Origin of the sequence: Corynebacterium sp. AOP36-E1-14, from assembly GCF_052377495.1 — a bacterium.
Taxonomy (GTDB): Bacteria; Actinomycetota; Actinomycetes; order Mycobacteriales; family Mycobacteriaceae; genus Corynebacterium.
Genome location: NZ_JBQSWV010000027.1, coordinates 14,043 through 32,266, shown reverse-complemented (window position 1 = coordinate 32,266; position 18,224 = coordinate 14,043). Strand labels below are relative to the sequence as shown.

17 protein-coding genes are annotated in these 18,224 nt (G+C 70.3%); 7 read left to right on the top strand and 10 right to left on the bottom strand.

The window, feature by feature from the left end; all coding sequences use genetic code 11:
- Nucleotides 1-22 precede the first annotated feature (22 nt).
- Nucleotides 23-1,411, bottom strand: a complete 1,389-nt coding sequence (locus ACT3TD_RS11865; protein WP_301442822.1) for an MFS transporter — start codon at nucleotides 1,409-1,411, stop codon at nucleotides 23-25.
- 66 nt (nucleotides 1,412-1,477) lie between these two features.
- Between ACT3TD_RS11865 and ACT3TD_RS11860 the strand changes: the two genes are divergently transcribed.
- Nucleotides 1,478-2,428, top strand: a complete 951-nt coding sequence (locus ACT3TD_RS11860; RefSeq protein ID WP_441578903.1) for a phytoene/squalene synthase family protein — start codon at nucleotides 1,478-1,480, stop codon at nucleotides 2,426-2,428.
- A complete protein-coding gene (crtI, locus tag ACT3TD_RS11855; RefSeq protein ID WP_441578904.1) occupies nucleotides 2,425-4,062 on the top strand; it encodes a phytoene desaturase family protein in 1,638 nt (545 codons plus the stop codon). Before ACT3TD_RS11860 ends, crtI begins: the two co-directional genes overlap by 4 nt.
- On the opposite strand, the gene ACT3TD_RS11850 is transcribed toward crtI, so the two are convergent.
- A complete protein-coding gene (locus ACT3TD_RS11850) occupies nucleotides 4,007-4,528 on the bottom strand; it encodes a GNAT family N-acetyltransferase (protein ID WP_301442124.1) in 522 nt (173 codons plus the stop codon). The two genes, crtI and ACT3TD_RS11850, sit on opposite strands and share 56 nt — an antisense overlap.
- Nucleotides 4,528-5,325 (bottom strand): L,D-transpeptidase, encoded by a 798-nt coding sequence (locus ACT3TD_RS11845; protein ID WP_441578905.1) that lies wholly within the window; start codon nucleotides 5,323-5,325, stop codon nucleotides 4,528-4,530. The genes ACT3TD_RS11850 and ACT3TD_RS11845 overlap by 1 nt, the downstream gene beginning before the upstream one ends.
- Nucleotides 5,326-5,597: 272 nt before the next feature.
- Here ACT3TD_RS11845 and ACT3TD_RS11840 point away from each other — a divergent pair, with 272 nt between their 5' ends.
- Nucleotides 5,598-6,281, top strand: a complete 684-nt coding sequence (locus ACT3TD_RS11840; RefSeq protein WP_441578913.1) for a response regulator transcription factor — start codon at nucleotides 5,598-5,600, stop codon at nucleotides 6,279-6,281.
- 5 nt (nucleotides 6,282-6,286) lie between these two features.
- Complete coding sequence (locus ACT3TD_RS11835) at nucleotides 6,287-7,879, top strand: sensor histidine kinase (RefSeq protein ID WP_441578906.1); 1,593 nt, start codon at nucleotides 6,287-6,289, stop codon at nucleotides 7,877-7,879.
- An 11-nt stretch (nucleotides 7,880-7,890) separates the two neighbouring features.
- Here the strand turns inward: ACT3TD_RS11835 and ACT3TD_RS11830 are convergent, their stop codons facing one another.
- From ACT3TD_RS11830 to ACT3TD_RS11805, 6 genes are all read right to left on the bottom strand, one after another.
- Nucleotides 7,891-8,721: an esterase/lipase family protein gene (locus ACT3TD_RS11830; RefSeq protein WP_301442128.1), complete on the bottom strand. Its 831-nt coding sequence runs from the start codon at nucleotides 8,719-8,721 to the stop codon at nucleotides 7,891-7,893.
- A gap of 58 nt (nucleotides 8,722-8,779) precedes the next feature.
- Nucleotides 8,780-11,290 carry an ABC transporter permease gene (locus ACT3TD_RS11825; protein WP_301442129.1) on the bottom strand — a complete coding sequence of 837 codons (2,511 nt, stop codon included), beginning with the start codon at nucleotides 11,288-11,290 and terminating at the stop codon, nucleotides 8,780-8,782.
- Between the two features lie 5 nt (nucleotides 11,291-11,295).
- Complete coding sequence (locus tag ACT3TD_RS11820; protein WP_301442130.1) at nucleotides 11,296-12,042, bottom strand: ABC transporter ATP-binding protein; 747 nt, start codon at nucleotides 12,040-12,042, stop codon at nucleotides 11,296-11,298.
- 4 nt (nucleotides 12,043-12,046) lie between these two features.
- The gene (locus ACT3TD_RS11815; RefSeq protein ID WP_301442131.1) at nucleotides 12,047-12,598 is read right to left on the bottom strand and encodes a helix-turn-helix transcriptional regulator; all 552 of its coding nucleotides are present in this window, start codon (nucleotides 12,596-12,598) and stop codon (nucleotides 12,047-12,049) included.
- A gap of 138 nt (nucleotides 12,599-12,736) precedes the next feature.
- Nucleotides 12,737-13,720 (bottom strand): esterase/lipase family protein, encoded by a 984-nt coding sequence (locus tag ACT3TD_RS11810; protein ID WP_301442132.1) that lies wholly within the window; start codon nucleotides 13,718-13,720, stop codon nucleotides 12,737-12,739.
- On the bottom strand, nucleotides 13,720-14,160 hold the full coding sequence (locus tag ACT3TD_RS11805; RefSeq protein WP_301442133.1) for an HIT family protein: 441 nt from the start codon (nucleotides 14,158-14,160) through the stop codon (nucleotides 13,720-13,722). The genes ACT3TD_RS11810 and ACT3TD_RS11805 overlap by 1 nt, the downstream gene beginning before the upstream one ends.
- 32 nt (nucleotides 14,161-14,192) lie before the next feature.
- On the opposite strand from ACT3TD_RS11805, the gene purD reads away from it, so the two are divergent.
- The 3 genes from purD to ACT3TD_RS11790 are packed head-to-tail and all read left to right on the top strand — an operon-like array spanning nucleotide 14,193 to nucleotide 17,123.
- Nucleotides 14,193-15,479, top strand: coding sequence for a phosphoribosylamine--glycine ligase (gene purD, locus ACT3TD_RS11800; RefSeq protein WP_301442134.1), 1,287 nt, complete (start codon nucleotides 14,193-14,195; stop codon nucleotides 15,477-15,479).
- Nucleotides 15,480-15,533: 54 nt separating this feature from the next.
- Nucleotides 15,534-16,265 (top strand): hypothetical protein, encoded by a 732-nt coding sequence (locus ACT3TD_RS11795; RefSeq protein WP_301442135.1) that lies wholly within the window; start codon nucleotides 15,534-15,536, stop codon nucleotides 16,263-16,265.
- Between the two features lie 3 nt (nucleotides 16,266-16,268).
- On the top strand, nucleotides 16,269-17,123 hold the full coding sequence (locus ACT3TD_RS11790; protein WP_301442136.1) for an Fpg/Nei family DNA glycosylase: 855 nt from the start codon (nucleotides 16,269-16,271) through the stop codon (nucleotides 17,121-17,123).
- A gap of 19 nt (nucleotides 17,124-17,142) precedes the next feature.
- On the opposite strand, the gene ACT3TD_RS11785 is transcribed toward ACT3TD_RS11790, so the two are convergent.
- On the bottom strand, nucleotides 17,143-18,171 hold the full coding sequence (locus ACT3TD_RS11785) for an ABC transporter substrate-binding protein (RefSeq protein WP_301442137.1): 1,029 nt from the start codon (nucleotides 18,169-18,171) through the stop codon (nucleotides 17,143-17,145).
- Nucleotides 18,172-18,224 lie beyond the last annotated feature (53 nt).

Sequence of the window (18,224 nt, the reverse complement as noted above, 5' to 3'; positions counted from 1 at the left end):
GTGAGATGAGGCTTACCGTACCTTACCGGGAGGGGGTACCGGCACCCCTCGCCTTGGTGAGCAGCAGCAGGCCGACGAGCAGCACCACACCGATGCCCAGGATGCCGAAGCGGTCCTCGCCGGTGATGCCGGTGAACAGGGAGAAGGCGGCCGGGGCCATCCAGCTCACGCTGCGTCCGGTGGTGGCGTACAGGCCGAACATCTGGCCTTCGCGTCCCGGCGGGCAGATCCGGGCCAGGTAGGAGCGCGACGCACTCTGCGCGGGGCCGACGAACAGGCACAGCAGCAGCCCGAAGATCCAGAACATCGCCGGGCCGTCCACGAAGAACAGCACGAAGGCGTCCAGCACCAGCAGGATCAGAGACACCATGATCACCGGTTTCGGCCCGACCTTGTCGTCGAGGTAACCACAGGCCAGGGCGCCGATCGCGGAGACCACGTTCGCACCGACTCCGAACAGCAGCACGTCGGCCGGACTGAGCCCGTAGACCGACACCGCGAGCACGGCGCCGAAGGTGAACACGCCGGCCAGCCCGTCGCGGAAGACCGCCGAGGCGATGAGGAACCACACGGCCGAGCGGTCGGTGCGCCACAGTTCGGCGATGTCGCGGAACAGACCGCGGTAGGACTCCGCCACCGAGGAGGTCTGCGCGGTGGGGTCGGGGGTGTTCTCCGGGACCTTGAACATCACCGGGATCGCCGAGGCCAGGAACCACACGGCGGCGATGACGGCGACGACGCGCACGTTCCAGCCGTCCTCGACCGGGACGTTGAACAGGCCACGGGTGTCGCCGTCGCCGGCGATGAAGCCGAGGTAGCAGAACAGCAGCAGGACGATGCCGCCGAAGTAGCCCATCGACCAGCCGAAGCCGGACACCCGGCCCACGTTGGCGCGGGTGGAGACCTGCGAGAGCATGGCGAAGTAGCTGACCTCGGCGAACTCGAAGGTCACGGAGGCCACGGACATGATCACGATGCCGGCCCAGAAGTAGCCGGGGGCGTCGTCGCCGATGCCGACCAGGCTGAACATCAGGCCCACGGTGACAAGCGTCCACACGGTCACGGAGCGGCGCCGGGTGCCGCGGGCGTCGGCGCGGCGTCCCATCACCGGGGCGACCAGGGCGATCGTGACCCCGCCGACGGCCATCGCCCAGCCGTACCAGGTCGCCGGGCTGGTGCCGTCGCCGAACCCGCCCTCGATGGAGCCGCCGACGGAGTCGGTGAGGTAGACGGAGAAGATGAAGGTCACGAGCACGGCGTTGAAGGCCGCCGACCCCCAGTCCCAGAACGCCCAGGCGAGGGTGGGGCCGCGGTAGATCCCGGTGAGCGCGGCGGTGTCGGTCGCGGTGTCGGTCGCGGTGTCGTGCGCGGTGTCGGGGCCGTGGCCGTCGTCGGGTGTCGTGGTCGCCATGCCAACAGACTATTGCCCAGGTGAACATACCGGGGACGCGGGTGTGGCGGGGTACTCTGTCTGTCGATGAATACACGCAGTCGCAGCACCGCCGCCGGGGCGTACGGGGCCCTGGCCGAGCACGTCTCGGCCACCGTGATCGGACGCTACTCCACGTCCTTCTCGCTGGCCACGCGGTTGCTGCCGGCCGGGGTGCGCGACGACATCCGCAACCTCTACGCCGTGGTGCGCATCGCCGACGAGATCGTGGACGGGGCCGCCGGCGTCGCCGGGGCTGCCGGGGGTACAGAAGGCACAGAGCGCACAGACGTGCGCGGCGTGCTCGACGACTACGAGGACCGCGTGCTCGCCGCGCCGGGCCGGGGGTTCCACACCGACCTGGTGCTGCACGCCTGGGCGTGCACCGCACGGCGCTGCGGGATCGACCCCGAGCACATGCGGGCCTTCTTCTCCTCGATGCGCAGCGACCTGGAGCAGGTGGTGCACGACCGTGACAGCCTGGCCCGCTACATCCACGGTTCCGCCGAGGTCATCGGCCTGATGTGCCTCGACATCTTCCTCGCCCACGCCGGGCCGGTGAGCGGGCGGCAGCGCGCCTGGCTGGAGGACGGTGCCGCCGCGCTCGGCGCGTCCTTCCAGAAGGTCAACTTCCTGCGTGACCTCGCCGACGACCGGGACGTCCTCGGGCGGCTGTACCTGCCGGAACTGCAGGACGGCCCGCTGACCGTCGCGGTGCGCGACCGCATCCTCGACGAGGTGGACGCCGGGATCGCCGAGGGGCGTCTCCGCATCCCCGCCCTGCCGTCGGGCTGCCGCGCCGGGGTGGCGTCCGCCGCCGCGCTCTACGCGGAGCTGTCCGCACGCCTGCGTCGTTCCACCCCGGAGCAGATCGTGGGTACCCGCGTGCGCGTGCCCGCCCCGGTGAAGGCCTCGCTCACCGCCCGCGCTCTCGCCGGGTCCGTCGCCGGGTCCGTCGCCGGCTCGGTCGCCGGCTCGGTGACGGGGGCACGTCGGTGAGCGCGCAACGCGCCGTCGTCGTCGGCGCCGGGGTCGCAGGTCTGGCCACCGCCGGGCTGCTGGCACGTCAGGGCTACCAGGTCACCGTGCTGGAACGCGGAGACACCGTCGGCGGGCGCGCCGGCTCGCTCAGCGTCGACGAGGCGCCGGGGTTCCGGTGGGACACCGGCCCGAGCTGGTACCTCATGCCGGAGGCCTTCGACCGGTTCTTCCACCTGATGGGCACCTCCACCGACGAGCAGCTCGACCTCACCGACCTCACCCCCGGCTACCGCCTGCTTCCGGAGGGCCTGGACCCGGTCGACGTACCGGTGGGGGAGGACGCCGTGGCAGCGCTCTTCGAGTCACTGGAGCCCGGTGCCGGTGAGACGGTGCGCGACTACCTGCACGAGGCGGGGGACACCTACCGCATCGCCGTGGAGCGTTTCCTCTACACCGACTTCTCCTCCCCGGCCCCGTTCCTCGCACCGGGTGTGCTGCGCCGGGCGGGGCGTCTGGCACGGTTGCTGACCGGCACGCTGGAGTCGCTGGTGGACGGACGTTTCGCCGACCGCAGGCTGCGCCAGATCCTGTCGTACCCGGCGGTGTTCCTGTCCTCACGTCCGTCACAGACCCCGGCGCTGTACCAGTTGATGAGCTACACCGACCTGGTGCAGGGTGTGAGGTACCCGGTCGGCGGGTTCACCAGCGTGGTCGGGGCGCTGCACCGGCTGGCCGTGGAACACGGCGCGCAGGTCCGCACAGGCGTGGACGTGACGGCGATCGTCACCGACACCGACCGGGCGAACCCGCTGCGTACGGTGCCCGGGCTCGGACGCCTCGGCGCGGCGGTGTCCTCGGCGCGGGCGCGTGGTGTCACGGTCGCCGGCGGGGAGTTCATCCCCGCCGACGTGGTCGTCAGCGCCGCCGACCTGCACCACACCGAGAACGTCCTGCTGCCGCCGGGGTTGCGCACCTACCCGGAGCCGCGGTGGCGGCGGGCGGACCCGGGGGTCGGTGCGGTGGTGGTGATGCTCGGGGTGCGCGGGGCGCTGCCGGAGCTGGCGCACCACACGCTGATCTTCAGCGAGGACTGGACGCCGGACTTCGCCGCCGTCTTCGACGGGGCTGGTACCGGCAAACCCGACTTCTCGCGCTCGGTGTACGTCTCACGTCCCTCGGCGACGGACCCGGACGTGGCGCCGGAGGGCCACGAGAACCTGTTCATCCTGGTCCCGGTGGCCTGCGACCCGACGATGGACGCCGCCACCGTGGAGGCGGTCGCCGATGCGACGGTGCGTCTCGTCGCCGAGCGCGCCGGCGTCCCGGACCTCGCCGAGCGGGTGGTGGTGCGCCGGACGTTGGGGCCGGCGGACTTCGCCACGCGCTACAACTCCTGGCGCGGCTGGGCGTTGGGTCTGGCGCACACGCTGGCGCAGTCGGCGTTCATGCGCGGCACGAACCGGTCACGGGCGGTGGGGAACCTGTACTACGCCGGCTCCACCACGACACCCGGGGTGGGGGTTCCGATGTGCCTGATCAGCGCGGAGAACGCCGTGCGGCGTCTCACGCGGGACTCGAAGGCGAAACCCCGCCCAACTAGAAGCGGTGCAGCATCACGTGGCACCGGCCGCTGGGGTCGAGACCACCGTTGACCTCGCTGTCCACGTAGCCGAGCTTGGCGTACACGTGGCGCGCGCGGTCGTTGCCGAGGTCCACGGCCAGGGAGACGCCGGGGTAGCCGGCCTGACGCGCGACGCGCAGCAGCTCGGCCATCAGTGCGGTACCGCGACCGTGACCGGAGTACTCCGGGCGCACCGCGATGGCGACCTCGGGGAACTCGTCGGCCACGTAGCCGGCACCCGGGTCGTCGGCGGTGAAGGTGCGCAACCACGCGCCGCCCACCGGCGTCCCCGCGTCTGGACCGGTGTCCGTCTCGAGAATCACCCCGCCCTGTTCCGGGGTCCAGCCGTCGACGTAGGCCTCGATCTCAGCCTCGATGCCGTCGCTGACGGGCTGGCTCTCGTCACCCCACTGGTCGGTGAGGATGTAGAGGGCCCGCAGGAACTCCCGGTCGGCCTCGACGGCCGGACGGTAGCGCAGAGCAGTGGTGTCGTTCATCAGTAGATGAAGACCTCGTCGCCCGGGTTCAGGGCGTCGAAGTAGGTGATCGCGTCCTGGGTGTTCAGACGCACGCAGCCGGCGGACAGGGCGTCCAGCGTGCCCTGGTGGAAGGCGTGGCCGTTGTTGGTGAAGTACACGGCGTAGGGCATCGGCGCGTTGTTGAACTCACGGCTGATCTCGTCCTTCACCTTGTACTGCACGGTGAAGTTGCCGCGCGGGGTGTCCTGCCCGGCCTTGCCGGGGGACATGCTGACCGGCCCGTAGGACGTGTCGCCGTCCCGCTGCAGCCAGGTGCGCTTGCCGTCGATGTCCACGCACACGCGGGCGGACGCCGGGCAGGGCGTGTTGTCGGTGCTGGCGGCACGCTGCTCGGCGGCGGCGCGGGCCTCGCGCTCGGCGGCGGCGGCAGCGGCGGCGCGGTCCGCGGCGTCCTGCTCGTCCTGACGGTCCTGGACCGCACCCGGGGCGACGAGGTCGGCCAGGTCACGCACGCCCTGCTCGTAGGCGTCGCGGAACTGCTCGGGGACCTTGCCGGCCTGCAGCAGGGCGGCGTCGTGCGCGTCGAGGACGCCGTCGCGGACCATGTCGTTGATCTCGTCCGGCCCGGGCAGCTCGATGTCACCGACCGACGGCAGGTTGGCGGCGCTCGGCGCGGCGACGGCGGGGGCGATGCCCGCGCCGCCGATGCCGATCGCGGCGACGGTGGCGACGCCCAGGGCGGCCACGCGACGACGGAAGGTCCGGGCGGTGCCCGTGGGGCGGGTGTGGTGTGCTGGCTCTCTCCGAATGTTCACGGGCGCTATCCTATCCCCTGGCAACGTAGGTGGGCCACTTTTGCCTGGGTGTGTGTTGGGGCGCGTGCCCGTCCGCGTTCACCGAACGGTTACGGGAGTCGCTAGGGAAGTCACAGGTATTCTGGATGTGCCGAGCATGAAAAATCCGGGAAGCCGGTCCAGACTAGGGAGATATGAACGTGCCTGTGTCGAACAATTCCAGCAACACCAGCGGTGGCGCCCACAGTGCCCACAGCGCTCACGGTGCCCACAGCGCCCACAGTGCCCAGCCGGTGAAGGTCCTCGTCGTCGACGACGAGGCGAACATCGCCGACCTGATCAAGGCGAGGCTGGAGTTCCAGGACTTCGAGGTCCGCACCGCCGCCGACGGGGCCACCGCCCGCGAGATCGCCAAGACCTTCCGTCCGGACGCCTTCATCCTCGACGTCATGATGCCGGGGATGGACGGCTTCACCCTGCTCAACAAGTTGCGCGAGGACGGCCACGAGGCCCCCGTGCTCTTCCTCACCGCCAAGGACGGGGTGGACGACCGCATCCACGGACTGACCATCGGTGCCGACGACTACGTCACCAAGCCCTTCGCCCTGGAGGAGGTCATCACCCGCCTGCGGGTCATCCTGCGCCGGGTGCAGCCCGCCGAGGAGGACGACCCCTCGCTGATCAGCTACGCCGACATCACCCTCAACGACGACATGCACGAGGTCACCAAGGCGGGCAAGGTGGTCGACCTGTCGCCCACCGAGTTCAAGCTGCTGCGCTACCTGCTGGTGAACTCCGAGGTCGTGGTGCCGAAGTCGCGGATCCTCGACGCGGTGTGGGAGTACGACTTCGGCGGCGACGGCAACGTGGTGGAGTCCTACGTCTCCTACCTGCGCCGCAAGATCGACACGAAGGACCCCCGCCTGATCCACACCGTGCGCGGTGTGGGCTACGTGCTGCGGCTGCCGCGTAGCTGATGGCGGTGACGGACAGGATCGCCGGGCGTGCCCGGCGTGCGGGACGCACCTACCCCGGTGTCTTTCTGTCCCACTACCCCCTGAGGTTCTCCCTGGTCCTGGTGATCACGGTGCTCACCGCCCTGGGGCTGGCGGTGTCCGGCACGGTGGTGACCGGGATGATGCAGCGCTTCCTCACCGAGCGCGTCGACGAACAGCTGCAGGACAGCGCCGCGTGGGCGGCGAGCATCACCGAGTCGCCGTGCCAGGAGACCTACCAGTCCCACGACCAGCTGGTGATGCAGCGCCCCCCGTCGAAGATGTACTGGGGGCTGCCGGGTGACGCCTGTCAGACCACCGGCCCGAACAGCGTCAACGACTCACTGCCGGACGTCTCGTCGATCACCGAGTCGACGCGTCCGGTGACGGTGCCGGCGGCGGACAACTCCGCCTCCCAGGCGCCGTGGCGCGCCGCGGCGGTGACGAACGAGGACGGCGGGGTGACCGTCTTCGCCCTGCCGATGGACGGCGAGTCGAAGATCATGGACGGGATGACGACGATGCTGATCGTCATCAGCCTGCTGATCCTGGCATCCGTGACCGCCGCCAGCCTCTTCCTGGTCAGACGCGCCCTGCAGCCGCTCTACCAGGTGGAGCAGACCGCCGGACGCATCGCGCGCGGCCACCTCGACCAGCGTGTGCCCAACTGGTCGCCGAAGACCGAGGTCGGCCGGCTGTCGGTGGCGCTCAACCGGATGCTCGCGCAGATCCAGGGGGCGTTCATCGCGGTGAACGACTCCGAACGCCAGGCCCGTGAGGCCGAGTCGTCGATGCGCCGGTTCATCGGGGACGCCTCCCACGAGCTGCGTACCCCGCTGACCAGCGTGCGCGGCTACGCCGACCTCTACCGCTCGGGTGCGACGAACGACCCGGACATGGTCATCGACCGTATCTCCGCGGAGGCCGGTCGGATGAGCCTGCTGGTCGAGGACCTGCTGACGCTGGTGCGTATGGACGAGGGACGTCCCATGCGTGAGGACCCGGTGGACATGCTGGAGATCTGCCTGTTGGCCGCGGAGAACGCGCGCGTGGGATTCCCGGGACGCACCGTGAGCGTGCGCAACGAGGCACGCTCGGTGCCGGTGACGCTGGGCGACAGCGCCCGGCTGCACCAGGTCGTGGGCAACCTGGTGACCAACGCGATGCGCCACGCCGGGGACGACGCCTCGGTCGTGATGCGGCTGAGCCGTCCGGACGACGACCACCTGTCCGTGGAGGTCATCGACGACGGTGAGGGCATCGCCGCCGAGGACGTCCCGCACCTGTTCGAGCGTTTCTACCGTGCCGACGTGTCGCGTTCCCGCCAGTCCGGCGGATCGGGCCTGGGCCTGTCGATCGTGAAGCGTTTGATCGAGCGGCACAACGGCACGATCACCGTGGAGAGCGAGCTGGGCGAGGGGACGACGTTCCGTATCCTGCTGCCGGTGTGGCGCGACGACGGCGACGACGGTGAGGACGACGACGACCTTGAGGACCTTGAGGACGCCGAAGACATCTCGGAGGAAGAACCGGACCAGGAGCCGGGCGGGGCTTCGGGCCGCGACACCTGGGGCGGCTGACACCGGTCGGCCTAAGCGCCGGGAGCCCCGGGTGGAGCGTCCAGTGCCTCGACGACGAGCGTGCCGACGATGCGGTGGTGGGGGATCACCGCGTGACTGACCCGGGCGTCCGGGAACCGGTCCTGCACGGTGACGAACCGCAGCGGGCCGCGGTGGGCGTCCAACCCGGTCAGCGGGTCGTGTGAGCCCAGCGCGAGGGCCCGGTCGCGCGGGACGATCCGGTCGCCACGGGTGATGACCTGGGTGACCGGCACCGTGGAGCCCACGGTGTGCGCCAGCACCTCGCGCAGCACCGGGGAGCCGGCGAGCTGGTCGGCCAACGCCGGGGAGAACGCCCGGTCCAGGCGGTGCAGGACGCGGTGCTCGGGCGGGCGGAACCACGGGCGCGCCACCCCGCGGAAGTCCGCCGCCAACCCCACGACGTGACGCACCGCGTCGGCGTCGAGCCTGCCGGAGGAGGCCAGCGCCAGCAGCCCGCCCTGGGAGTGCCCGACGAGGTCGACGGGACCGTGGGTCTCGACGATATGGGACACCTGTGCGGTGACCTCCTCGAGGGAGTCGTGTAGACCGCCGGTCCCGCGGTGACCGTAGGACACCGACAGCACCGGGCGTCCCGACTCCCGGAGGGCCGGGACGATGCGCTCGAAGTTCCCCCGGCTGCCGGCGGTGCCGTGCACGAGGACGACAGGACGCAGGGCGGTACTGCCGGTGCCGCCGGTGCCGGCGGTGCCGGCAGTGACGTCCGCGCCGGCCGGAGCGTCCGGAGTGTCCTTCCAGGGGTCGACCGCCTGCGGCAGGCGGTCGAGCAGGCGGCACAGCAGCGGGGGACGTGGTGCGGGCATCCCCCTACTCTGCCACCGGGACGGACGACATGGCGGACGGGGCGTGCGCCCCCGTCAGCTACCGCCGCCGGACCGGGGAGCGGTCCCGGGATGTGACCGCGCCGATGATCGAGCCGGTGATCCAGGCCAGCAGCGGTCCGACCACCGCAGTCAGGCCAAGGGCCAGCCACTGGGAGGAGGTCAGGAAACCGGTGTAGAACTCGGAGTGGCCCAGCACCTCGCGCACCGACTGACTGACCCGGGGGAGGACACCGACGACGACTCCGAACACGGTGCCGGGCAGGGCGATGAACAGGGCCTGTGTGGCGGAGAACCTGCGCAGCAGTCCCGGGCCGGCGCCGATCGCCGTGATGGTCGACATGTCACGCCGTGACTCCGTCGCCGCCAGCATCACCACCAGCAGCACCGTGCCCAGGGTGAGCAACCAGCTCAAGGCGACGGGAATGGTGACCCACATCGCCTGTTCTCCGTCTACTGCAGGCGTGTCAACGGTGACGTTGGGGGAGTTCGTCGGCCAGACTCCCATGGTCGTGCCGGCGGCCGCGAGGAGGGACGGCCGGGAATCGAGGAGGAAGACCTCGCCCTGGTACCGCTGTTCGAGGCTCAATGACTCGGCGGTGTCCGGGCTCAGCGCCACCTGGTCGGCTCCGGTGCCACCCGTGAGACCGGGGATGACGACAGCCGGAATCCGCAGCGTGTCATCCGGGGGTCCAGGGTCCTCGTCGGAGTAGCCGGGTGTGTAGCCGTAGTACGGGTCGTACTCGCGCAGGTCGAGGGGGAGCTCATCTCCCTCGAGAAGCTCCGGGTTCGAGACCACGGCCTTACCCTCGGCGAGGGCGTCGACCGCGGCGCTGACGTCATGGTCCTCGACGCCGGAGAAGGTGGAGTACAGGTTCCCGTCGGTGGCCCGGATGTCCGCCCAGTCGTAGAGCGGGTAGAAGCCGCCCGATTTTCTCCTGTCGTCGAAGCTCAGACTCACGCTGAAGGTGCGGCCGTCGACGGTACGGGACCCGATGTCCGCGAGCGGGTGGTGGGACAGCGCGCCCAGGCGTTCCCCGGCCTGGTCGATCTCGGTGGTGTAGAGCGACTCGTTTCCGCCCTGGTACGTCGACATCACCGCCACGTTGTCGCGGTAGTGCGTCTGGACCTGCGTGTTGTAGGACAACGTGAGCGCGGTGGCGGCGAGGAACGTCGTGCCCGCGATGGCGGCGATGGCCGGCACCGTCCGGTGGTTGTTGCGCAGACTGTCGCGCACCGCCAGCCGACCTGCGGTGGGCAGGATGTTCCCGAGCCGGGACAGCAACCACACGCTCAAACCACTGCTGAGCACGACACCGATGCCCGCGACTGCGATACCGAGCGGGACGAGGTTGTCGGAGGCTGCGATCAGGAACACTCCAGGGATCAGGAACAGCGGGCCGATGAGCATCCGCAGCCGGAAGCCTGACATGCGCTGGCTCCCACCGTCGGCCAGGGCCTGCACGGGGTCCTCCTTCCCCGCGCGGATGGCGGGAACCAGTGCCGACGTCACCCCGCAGACCAGGGCGACGACCGCGGTGAGCGCGGCAGCGACCCAGGACCAGTAGAACCCTCCCGTGCCGTAGAGGGATATCAGTGCGGCGCCGACTCCCACGGACATGGCGAGGCCCAGGACCGTGCCGATCAGCCCGACGATGATGCCCTGGGCCAGCATCGTCAGCCGTAGGTCGCGGGGAGAGGCACCGGTGGCGCTCAACAGGCCCATCGCGCGGCGTTGACGTCGCGCGGAGACGGCGAACACGGGGGTGACCACCGCAGAGACCAGCAGGATCCCGAGAGCGAGGAATCCGAGGAACGTCGCTGCCGTGGCGCCGTCGAGGTAACTCGATCCGTGGCTCGCCTGGTTGTCGACGCTCGGCAGGGAGGGGAGCTCCGCGGCGGAGGACATGACCGCGTCCTCGATCTCGTCGGCGCGCTCAGAGTCGTGCGGCATGTACCAGGTCACGTTCATCGCGGACCGGTTGACCGGGACGTCGTCGGCGTTGACGACGGACCCCTGGTGGTCGGCACCGAGGACGACCGTCAGCTCGGCGCCGTCCACGGTGACGGTGTCACCGTCCTCGGCGTCCAGCAGGAAGGCGGCCTGATTGTTGAGGTGTACGGTGCCGGAATCGACCTCGGGGCCGGTGCCGTCCGCAGAGGGGAGCACGGTGACGGCCGTGAGGTCGACCGTCCTGTCCCCCTTGCTGAACTCGGAGTCCTGGAAGATTCCGGCGGACAGTGAGTCCGTGAGGTCGCCGATGGCGCCGCGGAGCTCCCCGCCCTGGGCGTCCACGGTCTCCATGGTCGTGTCCTGCGCCTCCTCCCTCTCGAACTGCAGTGAACTGGCGCTGCTGATCGGGGAGTTCTGGTAATCACGGTCGTAGCCGAGCGCCATCGAGGCGAACCCGACGATCAGGGACACCGGAAGGGCGAACAGCAGGACGGCGACGACGGTGCGCACCTTGTGGGAGGCGAGGTCGCGCCGGGCGAGGCGGAAGGCCACGCCGGCCCGGGCGGTGGGGGAGGATCTGGTGGTGGAGTTGTTCATGGCAATCACTCCACGATCCGGCCGTCGCGCAGGTGCACGGTACGGTCCGCCCAGGCGGCGAAGCGGGGCTCGTGGGTGACGAGCAGGCCGGCGGCGCCGTCATTCACCCGGTCGCGCAGCAGCGACATCACCGACTCCGCGGTGACCGAGTCCAACGCACCGGTGGGCTCGTCGGCGAGGAAGAGGTGACGGTCGCCGATCAGCGCGCGGGCCACGGCCACGCGCTGCTGCTGGCCACCGGAGATCTCGGACGGGAACCGGTCGGCGGTCTGGGCGAGGTTGATCTCCTCCAACGCCGCGACGGCGGCGGCGCGGGCGTCCTTCCGCTTCGTCCCGTTGAGTTCCAGGGGAAGGGAGACGTTCTCCGCCACGGTGAGGGTGGGGATCAGGTTGTAGTCCTGGAAGACGTAGCCCACGTGGGTGCGGCGGACCTCGGCGCGGGCCTGCGGCGAGAGGTGGGAGACGTCCACCCCGGCGACGAGGACGCGTCCGTCGCTGACGGTGTCCAGCGTGCCGGCCACGTTGAGCAGCGTGGACTTGCCGGAACCGGACGGGCCCATCACGGCGACGAGTTCGCCGGGTTCGATGGTCAGGCTGACCTTGTCGAGTGCGGTGACGGTGGTGGGGCCGTCCTGGTGGAACCTGCTGACCTGGTCGAGGTACAGGGCGGCGGCGTTGGTCGTCGCGTCCTGCGACCGGTTGCCGGAGAGGCGCCGGGGGGACAGGGGTGAGGTGTCGTTGGGGCGTGTCATGGCGTCAGTTCTCCTCGGTAGTGGTGGCGGGCGGCAGTGACTCGACCTGGTCGAGCCAGCGGATCTGGGACTCCATGTCGAAGATCCGGCGCTCCAGCTGCAGCCGGTCGGCCGCGGTGGACGGTGGGACCTCCGCCTTGCTCCTCGTGAGCGTGCGGAGTTCGTCGAGGACGGCGAGACGTTGGTTGTGCAGGACGGAGGCGAAGTCCATGCCGTCCGGCAGGCGGCCGGTGGCGGACGCCGCCATCGCGGTCTTGATCACCAGGTCGTCGCGGTCGTTGGGTGGCGGCAGGATGGGGGAGTGCCACCAGGTGGTCAGCTCGGCGCGGCCGGTGTCGGTGACCGCGTAGACCTCGGTGTGCCGTCCGGACTCGCCGGTGTCGGACCCGGTGGGTTCGACGAGGCCGTCGCGGGTGAGGCGTTGGATCGTCTGGTAGACCTGTCCGACATTGACTGGCCAGGTGGCGCGCGTTCGGTCCTCGAAGTCGGACTTCAGCCGCCCGACGCTGCGGGGTTGCTCGGCCAGCAGGCTGAGCAGGGCGAACTTGATGGACATGATGCGTGTTCCCTTGCTGGAATCGGGGTGCTTACTCGGTAAGTTCCATTGAGGTTACCGGGTAAGTTACCGAGTAAGCAAGGGGGCGGGCACCGCCGGTCCACGGCGAGTGCGTTCCCCTGTGCCCCCCGCGCGACCTCAGTCGCGCAGCCCCTCCTCCAGGATCTTCACCACCAGCTCCTGGACCTCCGGGTGCGCGGGCATCTCGTCGTGGCGCACCCGGCTGACCCCCTGGTCCTGCAGGAACGCATTCCACACCCGTGCCGGACCGCCGGGGCCGTCACCCGAGTCCGGCTCCAGGAACGCGGTCTCGTAGGGGACCACGGTGGTGTCGTTGCGGGTGGCCAGGCACGAGTACCGGATCCCCGGGCGGGTCTCCGGCGCGGTCGTCATCGTGTCGATCAGCGGGGAACCCACCACCTGCTGCAGCCCCGCCGGCCCCATCATCTTGCTGATCACCGCCTCTGCCACACGCACGGTCGTCTCGCTGGCGGTGATCACCGAGGCCATCAGTCCGCGGACCGTGGTGCCGTGGTGCGGGGAGGAGAGCGTGACCAGGTGGTGGACCCGGTCGGCGCCACCCATCTCGTTGATCCAGTAGCGGGCGAGCAGCCCGCCCTGGGAGTGACCGACGATGTCGATCTTCTCCGCCCCGGTGGCGGCGAAGACCTGGTCGATGTAGGCGGCGATGTCCTTCGCCGAGGTGATCACGTCCTGCGTGCCGTGCACGCCGTAGTCCGGCGCGAACACCACCCACCCCTTGTCACGCAGCGAGACCACGAGGTTCTGCCACGCGTTCTTCGACGAGATCGTGCCGTGCAGCAGCACCACCGGGTACGGGTGCTCCTCGGTGGGGCGGGCGTGCCAGAGGTCGTCGACGAAACCCACCGTGTACTGGCGCGCGCCGATCGGCAGGGTGGTCGACCCGCCGGGCAGCTGCGGGGTGCGTGGCAGCAGCCGGGAGGGGAACTCCAGGGTGTTGCGCACCCCGTCGGTGAACTGGGAGAGCTGGTTGAGCAACGTCTTTCCCGGCGCCTCGAGGAACTGGCTCTGCTGCGCCTGCTGGGCCTCGTCCTCGGCCTCGGCGATCGCCTTGGCGATGGCCTCGATCTCGTCCTCCATCAGCCCGCGCTGACGTCCGAACCGGTGGTGACGCCGCGTGCCCGCAGTCCCGCACGGATCTTCTCCGCCGCCTCGTCCATCTTGTCGGCGTCGGTGTCGCCCATGCCCAGGGCGTTGGACAGGTCGTAGCCGGACATGTCGGAGGCCGGGAACACGTGGATGTGGGCGTGGGGCACCTCGAAGCCGGCGATGAGGTAGCCGGCGCGCGGCGCGTCGAAGGTGTCCACGATCGCCGCACCCACGTGCTGGGCGACCTCGTTGAGGTGGGCCCACAGCCCGGGCTCCAGGTCGGTCCACCGGTCGACCTCCTCCACCGGCACGACCAGGGTGTGGCCGTAGGCCACGGGCTCGATGGTGAGGAACGCCGCCACGGTCTCGTCACGGTAGACGAACCGGCCGGGGAGGTCGCCGGAGATGATGCTGCTGAATACGGAAGCCATGGCGTCGATCGTAGCGGCTAAACTGGTCAGCCATGCGCACACTCGTCATCGGCAACGGAGCCCGCGAACACGCCCTGGCCTATTCACTGTCCACCGACCCCGAGGTCAGCGAGGTGCACGTCGCACCCGGTAACCCCGGCCTCGCCGGGGTCGCCACGCTGCACCCCGGCCTCAAGGCCGACGACGGGGAGGCCGTCGTCTCCCTCGCCCGGGAGCTCGCCGCGGACCTGGTCGTCGTCGGCCCGGAGATCCCCCTGGTCGCCGGCGTCGGAGACGCCCTGCGTGAGGCCGGTTTCCCGGTCTTCGGCCCCTCGGCCGCCGCCGCCCGTATCGAGGGCTCGAAGGCGTTCGCCAAGGAGATCATGGCGTCCGCCGGCGTGAAGACCGCCCACGCGGAGTCCGTCCTGCCGGGCGCCTCGTCCGACGAGATCGCCGCGGCCGTCGACCGTTTCGGCCCGACGTGGGTCGTGAAGGACGACGGGCTGGCCGGCGGCAAGGGTGTCGTGGTCACCCCCGATCGGGAGGAGGCGCTCGAGCACGTGCGCCACGTCCACGCCGCCGGCAACCCGGTGCTGCTGGAGAGTTTCCTCGACGGGCCGGAGGTGTCGCTGTTCTGTCTGGTGGACGGGGAGACCGTGGTCCCGCTGCTGCCCGCGCAGGACCACAAGCGCGTCGGCGACGACGACGAAGGTCCGAACACCGGCGGCATGGGCGCCTACACACCGCTGCCGTGGCTGCCGCAGGACGGTGTGCAGACCATCGTCGACGAGGTCGTCGCCCCCGTCGCCGCGCAGATGGTGAAGGAGGGCTGCCCGTTCTCCGGCCTGCTCTACGCCGGCCTGGCCTGGGGGGCCGACGGCCCCGCCGTGGTCGAGTTCAACTGCCGCTTCGGCGACCCGGAGACCCAGGCCGTCCTCGACCTGCTGACCACCCCACTCGGCGGCGTGCTCAATGCGGTCGCCACCGGCACCCTCGCCGAGCTGCCCGCCCTGCAGTGGAAGGACGGCTACGCGGTCACCGTCGTGCTCGCCGCGGAGAACTACCCGGGCACCCCGGTCACCGGGGTGGAGATCTCCGGTGCCGCCGCGGGCGACGAGGCGCGCGGCATCCGCGCCGCCGGTGTCGCCGCAGGGCAGGACGGGACGTTGGTCTCCGCCGGTGGCCGCGTCCTGAACGTCATCGGCACCGGTGCGACGCTGGAAGACGCCCGCGCCGCCGCCTACGCCGAACTGGACAAGGTCTCGCTGCCCGGCGGGCACTTCCGCACCGACATCGGCCTCGCCGCGGTCGAGGGGCGCATCGCGGTGCCGGGGCGGTAGCCGGGGCAGTAACCGGGCACTGATCTGTGAGGGACGAGCGGATAGTCTGGACGGATGATCAACAGAACTCTCCGCCGCACCTGCGCGGCCGTCACCACGGCAGGTCTGCTGTTCGGTGCGTCCGCGTGCTCGTCCGACAGTGAGTCCGACTCCGGTGACGCCACGTCGGGCGACCCGGCGGACATGATGCTCACCGACTCCGACACCCCCGCCGGCTGGGAGTGGAGCGACGCGGCCGAGGTCTTCGAGGACGGCAACGACGACGACATGTCCGAACTGCTGGACGCCGCCAACGCCGTGGTCACCGACCCCGAGCAGTGCGCGTCCATCGCCCCGTCCGTGGTCTCGATGCTCGCTCAGCTCTACGACAACCCCGACACCACGGCCGCGGCCGGGTTCCTCCCGCAGGCGGACTCGGACCCCGGTGTGGTCAACGCGATGGTCTCCACCGACCCGGAGAACACCGGGATGGCGTTGCCGGACGACCTGTCGGAGTGCGAGTCCTTCACACAGCGTTCGGAGCTGGAACCGGAGCGCCCGACGGTGAACTTCCGGGCGGACGCCACCGACGCCGAGATCCTCGGCGCCGAGAACGTCCACGTCATCACCGTGGTCAACGACGCGGACTCGGAGCAGGGCGACAACCCGCTCTCGGTGGTCGTCGGCACCGTCGACGGGGTGGCCTTTCGCGTCGACGCCAGCGGCATCGACGAACCCCAGATCCTCATGGACCTCGCCGACCGCCAGGTCGACCGGATCCGCGGCACCGACCCGGACGCGCGGTGACCGATGCCTGAAGGTCATGTGATCCACCGGCTCGCCGACGAACTCACCACCCGCTTCGCCGGACGGCCCGTCAACGTCTCCTCCCCGCAGGGACGGTTCGCCACCGAGGCCGCCGCGCTCGACGGCCGTCTCTTCGCCGGCGCCGAGGCATGGGGGAAGCACCTCTTCCTGCACTTCGGCGACCCCTCCGCGCCGGACGCCCGGATCATCCACATCCACCTCGGCCTGATCGGGACCTTCACCCTGGAACCCTTCGCCGCACCCCGCGGCCAGGTGCGCCTGCGTATCGACGACGGGGACGTCGCCGCCGACCTGCGTGGCCCGCAGCGGTGCGTCGTCGTCGGACCGGCGGAGGAGGACGCCGCGCTGGCGAAGCTCGGCGTCGACCCGTTGCGTCCCGTCGACGGGACGACGCCGGACGCCGTCCTGAACGAGGAGAAGCGCCAGCGCGCGTTCGCGCGCACGCGGCGCTCCTCGAAACCGATCGGCGCGCTGCTGATGGACCAGTCGATGTACGCCGGGGTGGGCAGCATCTACCGCACCGAGGCGTTGTTCCGCGCCGGCATCGACCCCACGCTGCCGGGGTCGTCGCTGACCGGGGGCGAGCTCTCGGACATCTGGGACGACATGGTCGTGCTCATGGACTACGGCCTCGAACACGGCCGGATCGACACGGTGCGTGACGAGCACACCCCGGAGGCGATGGGGCGCGAGCCGCGCAAGGACGACCACGGCGGCGAGGTGTACGTCTACCGTCGCGCCGGCCTGCCGTGCCTGGTGTGCGGCACGCCGGTGGAGCTGGGGGAGATGGCCGCGCGCAAGATCTACTGGTGCCCGGTATGCCAGGCGGGGCGTTGACGGGTCCGATTGAGCTGGATTACTCGCCGTCGACGTCGAAGATGTCGGCGACGTCGGTGAGGATGTGGTCGGCGCCGATCGGACTGACCGAGGTCATCCAGGTCCCCTCGTCGACGTCGACCTTGCGTCCGGCGAAGGCCTTCCAGGTGGCGGTGTCGAGGACGGCATCCGAGATCGCCGCCCATTCGGCGGCCTTCGCGGTGCCCTCCTCGGGTACCGCGACAAGAAGGAGGTCGGCCTCGGCCTGGTCCAGGTTCTCCCGCGAGACCACGTACATCCCGTAGTCCTGACCGGGGTAGCCGGACTCCTGGTTGGCAGGACGGGGCAGGTCGACCATCGCCAGGACCGAGCCGGAGAACGTGTCCTCGCCGTACAGCCTGATCGTGTTCTCGTCCTTGATCCGCACCACGCTGACGTCCGGCACGCCGTCGCCGTCGCCGTCGCTGGCGGCGTCGCGGACGCGCTCGCCGATGCGTCCTGCGCGCTCGCCGATCGCGTCGAGCCGGTCACGTGCCTCCTCGGCCTTTCCGAGGGCCTCGCCGGTGAGCAGGTAGTTCTCCTGCCAGGTGTCGCCGGTGTCCTCGCTGAAGACGGTGGGGGCGATCTCCTCCAGCTGGTCGTAGTACTCGGCGTGCCGGACGTCGGACGACAGGATGAGGTCCGGGTCCAACGCGGCGATCTTCTCCAGCTGCGGTTCGGAGATGTCACCGACCGACTCCACGTCCGCCGCGCGTGCCGCCTGCTCGTCGTCGAGGTAGGACGGAACCAGGTCGGCGCCGATGTCGGAGACGCCGACGACCGTTCCACCGAGGTCCACCGCGTAGTCCAGGAAGGCGTTGTCCAGGGCGATGATGCGCTGCGGGGCCTGTTCGATCTCCGTCGTGCCGCGGAAGTGGTCCACGGTGAGGGGGAAGGCTTCCGAGGAGGCTGCTCGGGTATCTGTGCTGGTGCTGGCGCTGTCGGCGGCGTCAGAGGAACAGGAGGTCAGGGCCAGGCCGGCGATAAGGGCCGGGATCAGGGCTGCGCTGCACGCGCGGATCGTTTTCACGGGTTAAGGATAGCGTCACTTGACTAGCCAACGGCGGTGTTCCCGTAAGAACG

Coding starts and splice junctions, on each gene's coding strand:
- ACT3TD_RS11815 (WP_301442131.1), bottom strand. CDS start 12,598: ATGTCCATCAAGTTCGCCCTGCTCAGCCTGCTGGCCGAGCAACCCCGC.
- ACT3TD_RS11825 (WP_301442129.1), bottom strand. CDS start 11,290: ATGAACAACTCCACCACCAGATCCTCCCCCACCGCCCGGGCCGGCGTG.
- ACT3TD_RS11865 (WP_301442822.1), bottom strand. CDS start 1,411: ATGGCGACCACGACACCCGACGACGGCCACGGCCCCGACACCGCGCAC.
- ACT3TD_RS11810 (WP_301442132.1), bottom strand. CDS start 13,720: ATGGAGGACGAGATCGAGGCCATCGCCAAGGCGATCGCCGAGGCCGAG.
- ACT3TD_RS11795 (WP_301442135.1), top strand. CDS start 15,534: ATGATCAACAGAACTCTCCGCCGCACCTGCGCGGCCGTCACCACGGCA.
- ACT3TD_RS11790 (WP_301442136.1), top strand. CDS start 16,269: ATGCCTGAAGGTCATGTGATCCACCGGCTCGCCGACGAACTCACCACC.
- ACT3TD_RS11805 (WP_301442133.1), bottom strand. CDS start 14,160: ATGGCTTCCGTATTCAGCAGCATCATCTCCGGCGACCTCCCCGGCCGG.
- ACT3TD_RS11860 (WP_441578903.1), top strand. CDS start 1,478: ATGAATACACGCAGTCGCAGCACCGCCGCCGGGGCGTACGGGGCCCTG.
- ACT3TD_RS11850 (WP_301442124.1), bottom strand. CDS start 4,528: ATGAACGACACCACTGCTCTGCGCTACCGTCCGGCCGTCGAGGCCGAC.
- ACT3TD_RS11820 (WP_301442130.1), bottom strand. CDS start 12,042: ATGACACGCCCCAACGACACCTCACCCCTGTCCCCCCGGCGCCTCTCC.
- purD (WP_301442134.1), top strand. CDS start 14,193: ATGCGCACACTCGTCATCGGCAACGGAGCCCGCGAACACGCCCTGGCC.
- ACT3TD_RS11830 (WP_301442128.1), bottom strand. CDS start 8,721: ATGCCCGCACCACGTCCCCCGCTGCTGTGCCGCCTGCTCGACCGCCTG.